General features: G+C 52.7%; 7 protein-coding genes, 2 tRNA genes and 3 rRNA genes. 3 read left to right on the top strand and 9 right to left on the bottom strand.

Features of this window, described 5'->3' with window-relative positions; translation table 11 throughout:
- Positions 1 to 325: 325 nt before the first annotated feature.
- From rrf to NBV64_RS01340, 5 genes are all read right to left on the bottom strand, one after another.
- Positions 326 to 438, bottom strand: a 5S ribosomal RNA gene (gene rrf, locus NBV64_RS01360).
- 180 nt (positions 439 to 618) lie between these two features.
- Positions 619 to 3503, bottom strand: a 23S ribosomal RNA gene (locus tag NBV64_RS01355).
- A gap of 378 nt (positions 3504 to 3881) precedes the next feature.
- Positions 3882 to 3957, bottom strand: a tRNA-Ala gene (locus tag NBV64_RS01350).
- An 11-nt stretch (positions 3958 to 3968) separates the two neighbouring features.
- Positions 3969 to 4045, bottom strand: a tRNA-Ile gene (locus NBV64_RS01345).
- Between the two features lie 93 nt (positions 4046 to 4138).
- Positions 4139 to 5675: ribosomal RNA gene (locus NBV64_RS01340) — 16S ribosomal RNA — on the bottom strand.
- The 16S, 23S and 5S rRNA genes sit together here with 2 tRNA genes alongside, the layout of an rRNA operon.
- A gap of 1309 nt (positions 5676 to 6984) precedes the next feature.
- On the opposite strand from NBV64_RS01340, the gene NBV64_RS01335 reads away from it, so the two are divergent.
- Both NBV64_RS01335 and NBV64_RS01330 read left to right on the top strand, forming a co-directional pair.
- The gene (locus NBV64_RS01335) at positions 6985 to 7779 is read left to right on the top strand and encodes a uracil-DNA glycosylase (RefSeq protein ID WP_250756487.1); all 795 of its coding nucleotides are present in this window, start codon (positions 6985 to 6987) and stop codon (positions 7777 to 7779) included.
- Positions 7780 to 7809: 30 nt separating this feature from the next.
- Complete coding sequence (locus NBV64_RS01330) at positions 7810 to 8163, top strand: hypothetical protein (RefSeq protein ID WP_021447087.1); 354 nt, start codon at positions 7810 to 7812, stop codon at positions 8161 to 8163.
- A gap of 205 nt (positions 8164 to 8368) precedes the next feature.
- On the opposite strand, the gene lipA is transcribed toward NBV64_RS01330, so the two are convergent.
- Positions 8369 to 9373, bottom strand: coding sequence for a lipoyl synthase (gene lipA, locus NBV64_RS01325; RefSeq protein ID WP_021447088.1), 1005 nt, complete (start codon positions 9371 to 9373; stop codon positions 8369 to 8371).
- A gap of 199 nt (positions 9374 to 9572) precedes the next feature.
- Here lipA and NBV64_RS01320 point away from each other — a divergent pair, with 199 nt between their 5' ends.
- A complete protein-coding gene (locus NBV64_RS01320) occupies positions 9573 to 10364 on the top strand; it encodes an enoyl-CoA hydratase (RefSeq protein WP_250756486.1) in 792 nt (263 codons plus the stop codon).
- 72 nt (positions 10365 to 10436) lie between these two features.
- Here the strand turns inward: NBV64_RS01320 and lipB are convergent, their stop codons facing one another.
- Genes lipB through NBV64_RS01305 form a run of 3 tightly spaced genes read right to left on the bottom strand, consistent with a single transcriptional unit; the run spans position 10437 to position 12259 of the window.
- The gene (gene lipB, locus NBV64_RS01315) at positions 10437 to 11099 is read right to left on the bottom strand and encodes a lipoyl(octanoyl) transferase LipB (RefSeq protein ID WP_250756485.1); all 663 of its coding nucleotides are present in this window, start codon (positions 11097 to 11099) and stop codon (positions 10437 to 10439) included.
- 18 nt (positions 11100 to 11117) lie between these two features.
- Positions 11118 to 11390 carry a DUF493 family protein gene (locus NBV64_RS01310; protein ID WP_009460108.1) on the bottom strand — a complete coding sequence of 91 codons (273 nt, stop codon included), beginning with the start codon at positions 11388 to 11390 and terminating at the stop codon, positions 11118 to 11120.
- Positions 11387 to 12259 (bottom strand): D-amino acid aminotransferase, encoded by an 873-nt coding sequence (locus NBV64_RS01305; protein ID WP_009460109.1) that lies wholly within the window; start codon positions 12257 to 12259, stop codon positions 11387 to 11389. The genes NBV64_RS01310 and NBV64_RS01305 overlap by 4 nt, the downstream gene beginning before the upstream one ends.
- Positions 12260 to 12264 lie beyond the last annotated feature (5 nt).

Raw genomic sequence — 12264 nt, 5'->3', positions numbered from 1 at the left:
AGAAAGCTCAGCAACTAATGCTACAAGCGCGAAGAGTAGAACGACCGAACACCCTGCAGGTAAGCAACGACGGATTGAAGGTCAATCCTAGGGTGCCGGGACAGGATGCCAAGACCGACCTGCTAGGGTTGGGCCAATCGGCGTCGGTAAGAATAAGGAATACACGCAGCCCGGAACGGGCCAGGAGGGGTGGCGGTACGCCTGAACCGGGCGGTCCAGGGTCAGGCCTTCGAGCAATCCGAGACAGACCGGTAGCCTGCGCTTTTGTCGCCGCATAAAACAAAACCCCCGCAAGGGATGCTTGCGGGGGTTTTGAGGAATAAGAGCTTGACGATGACCTACTTTCACAGACGTCCGTCCACTATCATCGGCGCAAAGGCGTTTCACAGTCCTGTTCGGGATGGGAAGGTGTGGGACCACCTTGCTATGGTCGTCAAGCGTAACTGGTTGCCGAGTCGTCTTTTAAGGGGCGCCCCAGCCAATTGGAAGAAGCACACCGCTAGCGATCAGTACGGATCAACTAGCAGCGGTTACGAAGGTGTCAAGCGCGGGTTGCGCTGCACTTCAATATTACGTTCTGTGGTCAACAACTTAACTCACTACAACCTCAAGGGTTATAGGATCAAGCCACACGGGCAATTAGTACTGGTTAGCTACATGCATTACTGCACTTCCACACCCAGCCTATCAACGTCCTGGTCTCGGACGACCCTACAGGGGGGTCAAGCCCCCGGGATACCTAATCTTCAGACGAGTTTCCCGCTTAGATGCCTTCAGCGGTTATCTCTTCCGTACGTAGCTACTCGGCAATGCCATTGGCATGACAACCGATACACCAGTGGTACGTCCACTCCGGTCCTCTCGTACTAGGAGCAGGCTCCGTCAAGTATCCAACGCCCACGGCAGATAGGGACCAAACTGTCTCACGACGTTTTAAACCCAGCTCACGTACCTCTTTAAATGGCGAACAGCCATACCCTTGGGACCGGCTACAGCCCCAGGATGAGATGAGCCGACATCGAGGTGCCAAACACCGCCGTCGATATGAACTCTTGGGCGGTATCAGCCTGTTATCCCCAGAGTACCTTTTATCCGTTGAGCGATGGCCCTTCCATACAGAACCACCGGATCACTATGTCCTACTTTCGTACCTGTTCGACTTGTCAGTCTCACAGTCAAGCACGCTTATGCCATTGCACTATCAAGACGATTTCCGACCGTCTCTAGCGTACCTTCGAACTCCTCCGTTACACTTTAGGAGGAGACCGCCCCAGTCAAACTGCCCACCATGCACGGTCCCCGATCCCGATTAGGGACCTAGGTTAGAACCGCAAACAGACCAGGGTGGTATTTCAAGGATGACTCCACGCGATCTGGCGACCACGCTTCAACGTCTCCCACCTATCCTACACAGGCCGGTTCACAATCCAATGCAAAGCTACAGTAAAGGTTCATGGGGTCTTTCCGTCTAGCCGCGGGGAGATTGCATCATCACAACCATGTCAACTTCGCTGAGTCTCAGGAGGAGACAGTGTGGCCATCGTTACGCCATTCGTGCAGGTCGGAACTTACCCGACAAGGAATTTCGCTACCTTAGGACCGTTATAGTTACGGCCGCCGTTTACCGGGGCTTCGATCAAGAGCTTGCACCCCATCACTTAACCTTCCGGCACCGGGCAGGCGTCACACCCTATACGTCCACTTTCGTGTTTGCAGAGTGCTGTGTTTTTAGTAAACAGTCGCAGCCACCGATTCACTGCGGCCTCTTCATGCTTTGTGCGCAGGCACATCACACTAATGAGGCATACCTTCTCCCGAAGTTACGGTATTAATTTGCCGAGTTCCTTCTCCTGAGTTCTCTCAAGCGCCTTGGAATATTCATCCCGTCCACCTGTGTCGGTTTGCGGTACGGTCTCGTAGAGCTGAAGCTTAGAGGCTTTTCTTGGAACTGCTTCCAGTTAGTTTAGAGCCGAAGCTCTATCCAGTCACACCCTTGAATTACGCACCCGGATTTGCCTAAGTGCCTTCTATGATGCGCCAACGGGGACATCCAACACCCCGATAACATTCTGCAATCCGTCCCCCCATCGCACTCTACGACGGTGCGGGAATATTAACCCGCTTCCCATCAGCTACGCATCTCTGCCTCGCCTTAGGGGCCGACTCACCCTGCGCCGATGAACGTTGCGCAGGAAACCTTGGACTTACGGCGAGGGGGCTTTTCACCCCCTTTATCGCTACTCATGTCAGCATTCTCACTTCCGATACCTCCAGCATTCCTCACGGAACACCTTCACAGGCTTACGGAACGCTCTCCTACCATGTGTACTAAAAGTACACATCCGCAGCTTCGGTCTATGGCTTAGCCCCGTTACATCTTCCGCGCAGGACGACTCGATCAGTGAGCTATTACGCTTTCTTTAAAGGATGGCTGCTTCTAAGCCAACCTCCTGACTGTCTATGCCTTCCCACTTCGTTTCCCACTTAGCCATAGTTAGGGACCTTAGCTGGCGGTCTGGGTTGTTTCCCTCTTGAGTCCGGACGTTAGCACCCGGTGCTCTGTCTCCCGTACTGTACTTGCCGGTATTCGGAGTTTGCCATGGGTTGGTAAGTCGCTGTGACCCCCTAGCCATAACAGTGCTCTACCCCCGGCAGTAATATACGAGGCACTACCTAAATAGTTTTCGGAGAGAACCAGCTATCTCCAGGCTTGTTTAGCCTTTCACTCCGATCCACAGCTCATCCCCTAATTTTTCAACATTAGTGGGTTCGGTCCTCCAGCACGTGTTACCGTGCCTTCAACCTGGCCATGGATAGATCGCCTGGTTTCGGGTCTACACCCAGCGACTGAATCGCCCTATTCGGACTCGCTTTCGCTACGCCTCCCCTATTCGGTTAAGCTTGCCACTGAATGTAAGTCGCTGACCCATTATACAAAAGGTACGCAGTCACACCACGAAGGTGCTCCTACTGTTTGTATGCATACGATTTCAGGATCTATTTCACTCCCCTTCCGGGGTTCTTTTCGCCTTTCCCTCACGGTACTGGTTCACTATCGGTCGATCACGAGTATTTAGCCTTGGAGGATGGTCCCCCCATATTCAGACAGGATTTCACGTGTCCCGCCCTACTTGTTCGATGCTTAGTTCCACGTACTGAATTTCGCCTACAGGGCTATCACCTGCTACGGCTGGACTTTCCATTCCATTCGACTATTCACTACGCTAAAACATCCAGGCTGGTCCGGTTTCGCTCGCCACTACTTCCGGAATCTCGGTTGATTTCTTTTCCTCGAGTTACTGAGATGGTTCAGTTCACTCGGTTCGCCTCCACATGCCTATGTATTCAGCATGGGATACCGTATTACTACGGTGGGTTTCCCCATTCGGACATCTACGGATCAAAGCTTGTTTGCCAGCTCCCCGTAGCTTTTCGCAGGCTACCGCGTCCTTCATCGCCTGTGATCGCCAAGGCATCCATCATATGCACTTATTCGCTTGATCCTATAACGCTTGATGCTGTTATAGGAATATGAGTATACGTTGTTGCCGTTCATCAATCCTTAGCTGTTATCCAATCCGAAGACTGAACAACGTCTATATTTTTGAGAACTTTCGTTGAACATAATTTGTTCTGTTGCAATCACAACCCGTGTATTGTCATTACAAGGCGACTAATCGTCTTGCGTTTATTAGACAACACACCTTCGTTGTGCTTCTTCCTAATTGTTAAAGAGCAATTCGTGGGTTGCATAACCCAACGAGCAGTATTCTTTAAAAAGAACACTCTTCGTTGAATCTAGCGCCAGGCTAACCGTTGTTTGCCTGTGCCCTATACTCTGTCATGAACCTTGCTGTATCGACAACCAACCACAAAAGCGGTGGTGGAGGATGACGGGATCGAACCGACGACCCCCTGCTTGCAAAGCAGGTGCTCTCCCAGCTGAGCTAATCCCCCGAGGTAATCGTTGGTGGGTCAAGTTGGAATCGAACCAACGACCCCCGCCTTATCAAGACGGTGCTCTAACCGACTGAGCTACTGACCCATCTATCACCAGTGGGCGATACCTTCAATGGTCATGACATTAACTAACAGCCAATAAGTGTGGACGCTTTCGCTTTGCGAGCCATTCGCTCTAAAAGGAGGTGATCCAGCCGCACCTTCCGATACGGCTACCTTGTTACGACTTCACCCCAGTCATGAATCCCACCGTGGTAAGCGCCCTCCTTGCGGTTAGGCTACCTACTTCTGGTGAAACCCACTCCCATGGTGTGACGGGCGGTGTGTACAAGACCCGGGAACGTATTCACCGCGACATTCTGATCCGCGATTACTAGCGATTCCGACTTCACGCAGTCGAGTTGCAGACTGCGATCCGGACTACGATCGGGTTTCTGAGATTGGCTCCCCCTCGCGGGTTGGCGACCCTCTGTCCCGACCATTGTATGACGTGTGAAGCCCTACCCATAAGGGCCATGAGGACTTGACGTCATCCCCACCTTCCTCCGGTTTGTCACCGGCAGTCTCATTAGAGTGCTCTTGCGTAGCAACTAATGACAAGGGTTGCGCTCGTTGCGGGACTTAACCCAACATCTCACGACACGAGCTGACGACAGCCATGCAGCACCTGTGTTCCGGTTCTCTTGCGAGCACGGCCAAATCTCTTCGGCTTTCCAGACATGTCAAGGGTAGGTAAGGTTTTTCGCGTTGCATCGAATTAATCCACATCATCCACCGCTTGTGCGGGTCCCCGTCAATTCCTTTGAGTTTTAATCTTGCGACCGTACTCCCCAGGCGGTCAACTTCACGCGTTAGCTGCGCTACTAAGGCCTAACGGCCCCAACAGCTAGTTGACATCGTTTAGGGCGTGGACTACCAGGGTATCTAATCCTGTTTGCTCCCCACGCTTTCGTGTCTGAGCGTCAGTATTATCCCAGGGGGCTGCCTTCGCCATCGGTATTCCTCCACATATCTACGCATTTCACTGCTACACGTGGAATTCTACCCCCCTCTGACATACTCTAGCTCGGCAGTTAAAAATGCAGTTCCAAGGTTGAGCCCTGGGATTTCACATCTTTCTTTCCGAACCGCCTACACACGCTTTACGCCCAGTAATTCCGATTAACGCTTGCACCCTACGTATTACCGCGGCTGCTGGCACGTAGTTAGCCGGTGCTTATTCTGCAGATACCGTCAGCAGTATCCCGTATTAGGGGATACCTTTTCTTCTCTGCCAAAAGTACTTTACAACCCGAAGGCCTTCATCATACACGCGGGATGGCTGGATCAGGGTTTCCCCCATTGTCCAAAATTCCCCACTGCTGCCTCCCGTAGGAGTCTGGGCCGTGTCTCAGTCCCAGTGTGGCTGGTCGTCCTCTCAAACCAGCTACGGATCGTTGCCTTGGTGAGCCTTTACCCCACCAACTAGCTAATCCGATATCGGCCGCTCCAATAGTGAGAGGTCTTGCGATCCCCCCCTTTCCCCCGTAGGGCGTATGCGGTATTAGCCACTCTTTCGAGTAGTTATCCCCCGCTACTGGGCACGTTCCGATATATTACTCACCCGTCCGCCACTCGCCGCCAAGAGAGCAAGCTCTCTCGCGCTGCCGTTCGACTTGCATGTGTAAAGCATCCCGCTAGCGTTCAATCTGAGCCAGGATCAAACTCTTCAGTTTAATCTCTGTGGTTGTCCCGTCTTGCGACGAGACCGATTGTGTCTCAAAGAAAAATTCAGAGTTACACAAGGTAATTCTTCATCTTTCGTTTGTGAGCACTTGATACAAACTTGTGGCGATCCCCGAAGGGTTCGACTCGCTCATTCCAAGCGCCCACACTTATCGGCTGTTAATTTTTAAAGAGCAGTGACAGTTGCCTGTCGTTCTACTGACTAACCCGGCTGGCTCGTCGCGCTTGGCGCTTCGTGCCTTGCTGTGTTAGCAGCAGAGAAACGAGATTATGAAGCAGATCAGGTAGTGTGTCAAGCGTTTTTTTGAAGAAGTTAGAAAGTTTTAAAACCGTCTAACTTATCCCGCTTAAACCAGAACTTTCGTTCTTTCTTACCTACTGAACAATCAACCGTGAGGTTAACTATCCAACTTCACAAACAAGGGTAAATTCTCAAAACCGTTTCAACCTGCAAAACCGCTTAAAAACTTAACGTTGCGTTCTCTGGAGCAGAACCTAGAACTTTAACACAGAATTTTCTGATTTGTCAAGCTCCGGGTTTTACACCCTGTCAGTTTCCTGACCAGTCATTCAAGCTTCGGTGCGGGCCTCTTGGCCAAGGCGGTGAAACTTGTCTAACTGCTCTCTGCGGCGCTTCGGGGAAAACCCTGTGTGTGCTGCAGCGAGAAAAGAACTATAGCACGAGGATTTTCCGCTTTGCAAGTTTTTTACCTCAAAATTTCATGTAAAAGAGGCGGTTTACAGTGCTTTTCCACTTAGATCATTGTTATATATGATAAAATTTAAATGTAACCAAATGACACTAAAATGACTATATTTCGTTCATAGCTGGAGAGACACCAGAACTGGCAGGTGAAACGCCCGGATGCCCCATCGCAGAACAGGTCGATTCCAGGCGTATCCTCTCCAGCTCAGCATCGATTCTCCTGTTTCGCGCTGAATTCCCGCCCCAAACGTATTTTCGCAGACAGACAGACAGACAGACAGACAGACAGACAGACAGACAGACAGACAGACAGACAGACAGACAGACAGACAGACAGACAAGATAAGAATGCAGTTGCAATCCTGGGGAAGGCTACACAAATCCCAGGCTACCACCATGGACCGCTAATCTGGAACCTGGTCTACAACACTCTATATATAGAGCGCCGGTCATCCCTCTATATATAGAGGCATACCAAGCACCTACTTTTGACCGCCAAACCCCTCTCTATATAGAGGCACCCCATCCAAGCAGATAGGTAGGCCACCTCTCCCCTATTACAATAGGCGGACAAATAACTCTGTATGCAGACTATGGCCCGCTCATCTTCTCAAGCCCCTGCGGCACAGCTCAGCCTGATTGGTGAGGAACTACTCTCCGGCAATCTCCTGACCGAGAACATCCTGAATCAAATTGCCCGCCTTCCCAGCGACTGGCGTGCCACATTGGATCGCCCGGAGCTGCAAGACATATTGGCAACTCTGGCCAAGTGGTTGGACAAGGAGTGCCAGGATGGCGCCTCTATTTATCCGGCCGCCCCTTTCCGCGCACTGGAGCTGCTGCCATTGCAAAAAGTCAGCGTAGTGATTCTGGGCCAGGATCCTTATCACGGGCCCAATCAGGCACAGGGCCTGTCATTTTCTGTGCCTGACACCTGCCCGGCTCCACCCAGTCTGCGCAATATCTTTAAAGAGTTGGAGCTGGAGTATCCCGACACCGCCTTGCCAAGCAGTCATGATCTGAGCAACTGGGGTCGACAAGGTGTCTTGCTATTGAATACATCGCTGACTGTAGAAGATGGTTTGCCTGCCTCTCACGCCAAGAAAGGCTGGGAGCAGATTACTGACTCCCTGCTGATGAACCTGGCCCAGCAGACTACACGCCCTATTGTTTATATGTTGTGGGGTGCCCACGCCCAAGCCAAAGAAGCACTGATTCAGCAGCACTCCCAGCATCCTTACCTAATTTTGAAAGCCAATCACCCTTCCCCCTTGGCTGCTCGCCGCCCCCCTGTTCCTTTTATTGGTTGCGGTCATTTCCAGCAAGCCAATGAGTGGCTCAAGGAGCAAGGCGTCGCTCCCATACAATGGTTTGCCACCGGCGCTTGACCATCCGTTCCCCTTACCTGATCCAGAACCATGCCTTTAAGCCCTGCCAATCCAGAATTAAGCTCTCAAGAACAACATGCTCTTTGGTCGAACGAACTGCTCGAACAATATGGCTGGCAATTTCAGGGAGAAACGCCATTTGCCGTCCCCTTAAGCAGCCTGCCCTTGCTGGATGAATTGTTCAAGTTTGTGAACGAGACCATCAAGGACTCTTTTGATCGCTCTTTATTCTGCTGGACTGATCTCAAACAAGACAGCAAAGGTCTGACGGCCTGGTATCTGGGCGTCGAAGATTACGACGAAGTGCTGGAGCCTTATATAGAGAGCTTGTCTACCAAGGCTCTGGCCCAGAGTGATGCAGTAGAAAGCCCACCGTCCGAATAAATAGACACCGGCAAGCATTGATACAGGCAGCCAGGGATACATGCCCCAAAAACCGCTAACGGCTCGCTGGCTGTCCTGGAACCTGTAAAAAACAGGCAGACGCGGATCAACAACACCGGAAAACCCGGAAGTCATAAAAAACCCGGCGCCAAGGCCGGGTTCTTCAAATAAAAGCCAAGTCTTACAAAGACCTGCTCTCTTATCTTTAAGGTTGCACACCTGCTGCATGCGCCTGCTGGTCTGCATGATAGGACGAACGCACCATGGCACCAACCGCCGCATGGGTAAAGCCCATTGCATAGGCCTCGCGCTCAAACATCAAGAATTCATCAGGCGTCACGTAGCGCATCACGGGCAAGTGGTGGCCGGATGGCTGCAAATACTGGCCAATGGTCAGCATATCAATATCGTGAGCACGCATATCGCGCATCACTTCCAGAATCTCTTCGTTGGTCTCACCCAAGCCAACCATCAAACCAGATTTGGTTGGAATGTTTGGATGCAACTTCTTGAACTCTTGCAACAGTTTCAAGGAGTGGTGGTAATCCGAACCAGGACGCGCCTGCTTGTACAAGCGAGGTACCGTTTCCAGGTTGTGGTTCATCACATCTGGAGGGCAGGCATTCAGGATCCCCAACGCACGGTCCAGACGTGCACGGAAGTCCGGCACCAGCACTTCAATGGTCGTAGTTGGCGAATGCTCGCGCACCTGACGGATACATTCCACAAAGTGGGCAGCGCCACCATCACGCAAATCGTCACGGTCTACGGAGGTAATAACCACGTAGGACAACTTCATGGCACCAATGGCCTTGGCCAGGTTGGCGGGTTCATTCTCGTCCAGCGGGTCAGGACGGCCATGGCCAACATCACAGAATGGGCAACGACGTGTGCACTTGTCGCCCATGATCATGAAGGTGGCCGTGCCCTTGCCAAAACACTCCCCGATATTGGGACAGGAGGCTTCTTCGCACACCGAGAACAGCTTGTGCTCGCGCAGAGTTTCCTTGATCTCGTAGAAACGGGAATTCGGTGCAGCCGCCTTCACCCGAATCCAATCAGGCTTTTTCAAACGCTCTGCCTGCACGACCTTAATGGGAATGCGCGAGGTCTTGGCCTCGGCCTTCTGCTTTTGCGTTGCGTCGTATTCGACAACGCGAGGGCGCACAGTAGGTTTGGAATCGACGGACGTATCTGTAGGGGTGGTCATAGGCGTCTAAATAGAAAAACAGCGTGCGGGCAACATCACTAAACGATGGGCGCAGTGATCGATTGTAGCCCCTTCGCTTTACAAGCGCCTAGAACAAGGGCGATAGTTTGTACCAGACCCCTCTAATATAGAGGTCGACTTAACGATGCAGCAACACCCGAAAATAAAACCTGCACATACTATAAGTACGGAGACTTGCATGTCACAAGAGCACCTCGCCGATCCCGTCCTGCTGGAACAGCATCAGGGACTGGCCCGCATCACCTTGAACCGGCCCGCCAAGTACAACGCGCTGTCTGAAGAAGTGTTGGACTCTTTACAACACATTCTGGACAAGCTGGCCCAGGACCCCAGCTTGCAGTGCGTCATCATTCAGGCGGAAGGCAAGGCCTTTTGTGCCGGGCACGATCTGAAACAGATGCGCTCCAAACCTGAACATGACTACTACCGGGATCTGTTCAGCCGCTGCAGCCGGGTCATGCAAGCTGTGCTGGCCTTGCCCGTGCCGGTGATTGCTCGTGTGCAAGGGCTGGCCACCGCAGCGGGCTGTCAGTTGGTTGCCACCTGCGATATGGCTGTGGCCGTCGAGTCCACTCGCTTTGCAGTATCCGGCATTAATGTTGGTCTTTTCTGCTCCACCCCTGCTGTTGCCCTGTCACGCTGCGTGCCACCCAAGGCCGCCATGGAAATGTTGATGACTGGCGAATTCATCAGCGCCCAACGAGCTCAAGAGCTGGGGCTGATCAATTACGCGGTAGCCGAAGACCAGCTGGATCAAACCGTACAGAAACTGGCCGACAGCATCATGGCCAAGAGTCCGGTCGCCGTCCGCGCAGGCAAGGCCATGTTCTACCGCCAGCGCAGCCTGGCTATTGAACAAGCCTACGACTACGCCGGTCAGGTCATGGCTGACAATATGATGAGCAATGATGCCTGCGAAGGTATTGATGCTTTTATCGAGAAACGCGCGCCGCACTGGAGCGGAACCTGAGGCGGCACTTGACGAATAAATAACAATATAAAGATGAGCGCCGCCACATGCGGCGCTTTATCGCTGCGCTATTTAAGCTGCCGCTGCCTGTAGGCGCAGAGCCATCGCTTGCGATAGATAACTAGACAAATACTGTGCAACCTCGTCCATAGGGACCACAACACCTTGCGAACGCATATCCGTTGTTTGCAGCCCTTCATAGCCACAGGGATTGATACCGCTAAATGGGCTTAGATCCATGCCTATATTCAAGGCCAGTCCATGGTAAGAGCGGCCATTGCGAATCTTGATCCCCAATGCGGAAATCTTGGCCAACTCCTGGCTTGCCACCCCTTGCGGTACATAGACACCCGGTGCCCCTGGCTTGCAGCAAGCTCCTTCGACACCAAAATGCGTCAGACAGGCAATAACAGCCTCTTCCAAAAGGCGTACGTATTCTTTGACGTACAGGCCTACCCGGCGCAGATCAAACAGGCAGTACACCATTAACTGCCCAGGGCCGTGATAGGTAATCTGCCCGCCCCGGTCGGTTTGCACCACGGGGATGCCACCGGGGTTCAGCAGATGTTCCGGCTTGCCGGCCTGTCCTTGCGTGTAGACAGGCATGTGCTCGACAAGCCAGATTTCATCAGCAGTCTCTGGCCCGCGCTGCTCGGTAAAGTCGCGCATTGCCTGCCAGATGGGTTCATAGGCGCTAGGCCGCTCAAACCACTTGATACGAACTGAGTCGGACATGAACGCCTGATCCCTGCTTTACATCACCACACGCACCAGATGATGCGCATGCAGGGCACGGTAAAGGTTATCCAACTGCTCACGCGAAACAGCGCGCACCGTGAAAGTCAGGCCCGTGTAGTTGCCTGCCTTGCTGGGACGCACCTCGATAGTGGCAGCGTCAAAGCCTGGATCATGTTCCAGCACGATAGCCAGCAATTCGTCTTGCAGGGTTTCGTGAGTCTGGCCCATGACTTTGATAGGAAAGTCACTGGGGTATTCGATCAACGATTCTTCGGGGGAAATGGTCATGCTTGCTCCGCAGCCTTGATGGCCTTGTCATAGCCCTCACGTAATTTGGCAAAGACAGGGCCGGGTCGTCCGTCACCGACGGGCTGACCGTTAAATACAACGATGGGCAGCACCTCTTTGGTGGCTGACGTCATCATAATTTCATCGGCAGTGTCGACCTCTTCACGAGAGATCTGACGCGCCTGAAAAGCTATACCCGCCTGGGCGGCCAGCTCTTCCATCAAACTGTAGCGAATCCCTTCCAGGATCAAATTGTTGCGCATGGGTGCCAGCAAAGTGCCGTCGCGCACAATCCAGATATTGCAGGAGGCCCCTTCGGTCAGAAAACCGTCTCTGAACTGAATGACCTCGTCCACGCCGGCTTCAACCGCCTGCTGCTTGGCCAACACATTGCCCAGCAGAGAAACGGATTTTATATCGCAACGCAGCCAGCGTTCATCTTCAATAGCCACTGCCTTCAAACCCGTTTCGCGTTCTTGCTGCACACGCTTGAAGGGCGAGACCATGATGAAGATGCTGGGCGGCACATTGCTGGGGAAGGCATGGTCGCGCTTGGCAACACCGCGCGTCACCTGAATGTAGACCATGCAGTCGGCACCTCGGCCTGAACGTGCCAGCATATCCAGCACCAGCTTTTCCCACTCACGTCGAGTGAAAGGATTGGTAATGCCCACTTTTGCCAGACTGCGCTCCAAGCGCCCCAGGTGTCCATCTATACGGAAAGGTTTCCCGTGATAAGCAGGCACGACATCATAAATGCCGTCGCCAAAGATGAAGCCACGATCCAGTACCGAGATCTTCGCTTCGCCCAGGCGCACGAAATCGCCGTTCAAATAAACAATGCTGTCGGGGTCAATGCCTGCAATCATAGGAT

This window comes from Alcaligenes sp. DN25, from assembly GCF_023674485.1.
Taxonomy (GTDB): Bacteria; Pseudomonadota; Gammaproteobacteria; order Burkholderiales; family Burkholderiaceae_B; genus Alcaligenes; species Alcaligenes phenolicus.
The sequence above is the reverse complement of the archived record's forward strand: the minus strand, read 5'-3'. Positions and strand labels throughout refer to the sequence as shown.

Excerpts from the sequence above, each read along its gene's own strand:
- NBV64_RS01335 (WP_250756487.1), top strand. The coding sequence starts at position 6,985 with ATGGCCCGCTCATCTTCTCAAGCCCCTGCGGCACAGCTCAGCCTGATT.
- NBV64_RS01330 (WP_021447087.1), top strand. The coding sequence starts at position 7,810 with ATGCCTTTAAGCCCTGCCAATCCAGAATTAAGCTCTCAAGAACAACAT.
- lipA (WP_021447088.1), bottom strand. The coding sequence starts at position 9,373 with ATGACCACCCCTACAGATACGTCCGTCGATTCCAAACCTACTGTGCGC.
- NBV64_RS01320 (WP_250756486.1), top strand. The coding sequence starts at position 9,573 with ATGTCACAAGAGCACCTCGCCGATCCCGTCCTGCTGGAACAGCATCAG.
- lipB (WP_250756485.1), bottom strand. The coding sequence starts at position 11,099 with ATGTCCGACTCAGTTCGTATCAAGTGGTTTGAGCGGCCTAGCGCCTAT.
- NBV64_RS01310 (WP_009460108.1), bottom strand. The coding sequence starts at position 11,390 with ATGACCATTTCCCCCGAAGAATCGTTGATCGAATACCCCAGTGACTTT.
- NBV64_RS01305 (WP_009460109.1), bottom strand. The coding sequence starts at position 12,259 with ATGATTGCAGGCATTGACCCCGACAGCATTGTTTATTTGAACGGCGAT.